Origin of the sequence: Stenotrophomonas sp. HMWF003 (genome assembly GCF_003061285.1) — a bacterium.
In the GTDB taxonomy this organism is placed as follows: domain Bacteria; phylum Pseudomonadota; class Gammaproteobacteria; order Xanthomonadales; family Xanthomonadaceae; genus Stenotrophomonas; species Stenotrophomonas maltophilia_AP.
This window is the reverse complement of sequence record NZ_QAIW01000461.1, coordinates 22,080-24,713: the sequence shown is the minus strand read 5'-3', so window position 1 is coordinate 24,713 and position 2,634 is coordinate 22,080. Positions and strand designations below refer to the sequence as shown.

The 2,634-nt window shown below is 68.6% G+C and carries 2 protein-coding genes and 1 pseudogene; 2 read left to right on the top strand and 1 reads right to left on the bottom strand.

What is annotated here, in order from left to right; genetic code table 11:
• On the bottom strand, positions 1-577 hold a 577-nt coding region (locus tag DBR34_RS24395; protein ID WP_258224211.1), incomplete at its 3' end, for an aldehyde dehydrogenase family protein.
• Between the two features lie 110 nt (positions 578-687).
• Here DBR34_RS24395 and DBR34_RS20575 point away from each other — a divergent pair.
• Both DBR34_RS20575 and DBR34_RS24390 read left to right on the top strand, forming a co-directional pair.
• Positions 688-2,040, top strand: a complete 1,353-nt coding sequence (locus DBR34_RS20575; RefSeq protein ID WP_128098154.1) for an aspartate aminotransferase family protein — start codon at positions 688-690, stop codon at positions 2,038-2,040.
• Between the two features lie 98 nt (positions 2,041-2,138).
• Positions 2,139-2,634: pseudogene (locus DBR34_RS24390) on the top strand (plasmid replication/partition related protein); the annotation flags it as partial.

The window sequence follows — 2,634 nt, the reverse complement described above, 5'->3', positions numbered from 1 at the left end:
GCTTGAGGATCAACGAATTGCCGGCTGCCAGCGCCGGGGCGATCTTCCAGCAGGCCATCAGCAACGGGAAGTTCCACGGCACGATGGCGGCCACCACGCCCACCGGCTCGCGGCTGACCAGGCCCAGCGTGTCCGGTGCGGTCGGGGCGATCTCGCCGTATACCTTGTCGATGGCCTCGGCAGTCCAGCGCAGGCAGCGCACCGCGCCCGGCAGGTCGCCCTGGCGCGCGTCGCGGACCGGCTTGCCCATGTCCAGGCTTTCCAGCAGGGCCAGCTCGTCGGCGTGCTGTTCGACCAGGTCGGCCAGCCGCAACAGCACCTTCTTGCGGTGGACCGGCGCCGCGCGCGACCAGTGCCCGGCATCGAAAGCGCGCCGGGCGGCGGCCACCGCGCGCTCCACGTCGGCGCTGCCGCAGTCGGCCACCTGGGCCAGTGCGCGGCCGTCGATCGGGCTGATGCAGGCAAAGCGCGCGCCATCGGCGGCATCCACGTAACGGCCATCGATGAAGGCCTGGCCATTCACCACCAGCGCATCGGCCTGGCGTTGCCATTCCTCGCGGGTACGGGCATCGGTCATCGGGGGCTCCAGCAGTGGATATCGGCCCCCTTTATACGCACCGTCCTCACCCCGCGCCGTGATGCATCTGCGATAGAGTCGTGACCATCCGGTTCCCTGCGGAGTTGCCGATGCGCCGTGCCGACCACCCGTTGTCGTCCCTGTCCCAGCAGCGTCCCGACGCGATGGACGCGTTCTGGATGCCGTTCAGCGCCAACCGCCAGTTCAAGGCGTCTCCGCGCCTTCTGGTGCGGGCCGAAGGCATGTACTACCACGATGTCGACGACCGCCCGGTGCTGGATGCCGCCGCCGGGTTGTGGTGCTGCAACGCCGGCCACGCGCGGCCGCGCATCGTGCAGGCGATCCAGGAGCAGGCGGCCACGCTGGATTTCGCCCCGCCCTTCCAGATGGGCACGCCGTTGCCGTTCGTGCTGGCCCAGCGCCTGGCCGCGCTGGCGCCGGCACCGTTGAACCATGTGTTCTTCAGCAATTCCGGTTCCGAAGCGGTGGATACCGCGATGAAGATCGTGCTGGGCTACCACCGCCTGCGCGGCGAGGGGCAGCGCACCCGCTTCATCGGCCGTGAAAAGGCCTACCACGGGGTCGGCTTCGGCGGCATGTCCATTGGCGGGCTGCCCAACAACCGCAAGCAGTTCGGCGCGCTGCTGGCCGGCAGCGATTTCCTGCGCCACACCCTGGACCTGGAGCGCAACGCCTTCAGCCCCGGCCTGCCGCGGCATGGCGCCGAGCTGGCCGAGGACCTGGAGCGGCTGATCGCGCTGCACGACGCTTCCACCATTGCCGCGGTGTTCGTCGAACCGATCGCCGGCTCGGCCGGGGTGATCCTGCCGGCGCCGGGCTATCTGCAGCGGCTGCGCGAGATCTGCGACCAGCACGGCATCCTGCTGGTGTTCGATGAGGTGATCACCGGCTTCGGCCGGGTGGGCAACGCGTTTGCCGCGCAGCGTTTTGGCGTCACCCCGGACCTGATGACGCTGGCCAAGGGGCTCACCAACGGCGCGGTGCCGATGGGCGCCACGCTGGTGTCCGATGCGGTCCATGCGGCCTTCATGCAGGGCCCGCCGGCGGCGATCGAGCTGTTCCATGGCTATACCTATTCGGCCCACCCGCTGGCCTGTGCCGCCGCGTTGGCCACACTGGACACCTACGCCGAGGAACACCTGTTCGAGCGCGCCATCGAGCTGGGCGACTACTGGCAATCGGCGCTGCACAGCCTGCGCGGCCTGCCGCACGTGGTCGACATCCGCAATTTCGGGCTGATCGGTGCGGTGGAGCTGATGCCGCGCAAGGATGCCCCCGGCGCACGTGGCTATGAGGTGTTCGAGCGCTGCTTCCGCGAGGGCAGCCTGCTGGTGCGCTGCACCGGTGACGTGATCGCGCTGTCGCCGCCGTTGATCATCGACAAGGCGCAGATCGACCGCATCGTGGAAATCCTGGGCGACATGATCAACGCCACCGCCTGATACCCCATGGCGCAGGGCCTGGCTGAACCCGGCGACCGGGACGCGACTACCCCGCCCCATTACAATGGTCGGTCACGTTGGCTCGCGTACCGGATTGCATGGACATTGTTGTCAAAGAAGAACTCAAGGCCTACATCGATCCCCTGACCACCGACGAGCACGACGCGCTGGAGCGCAGCATCCTGGCCGAAGGCTGCCGCGATGCGCTGGTGCTGTGGGGCGATGTGCTGGTGGACGGACATAACCGCTTCGGCATCTGCCAGAAGCACGGCCTGCCGTTCCAGACCGTGCAGAACACCCGTTTCCAGTCGATGGACGACGTGCACCTGTGGATGATCGAGCAGCACCTGGGGCGGCGCAGCGTGTCCGACTTCCAGCGCGGCGTGCTGGCCCTGCGCAAGCGCGACATCCTGGCCGAGCGCCACCGCGCCGAGCAGGCCCAGCTGCAGAAGGAGAGCGATGGCGAGATCGCCGATGCCAGCCCTGAAGGCGACGAGGACAGCCCGCCGTGGGCGCCGGCACCGAAGGTCAGCCGCGCCGACATGGCCCGCGAAGCGCGCCTGAGCAGCAGCCAGGTCACGATGATCGAGCGCA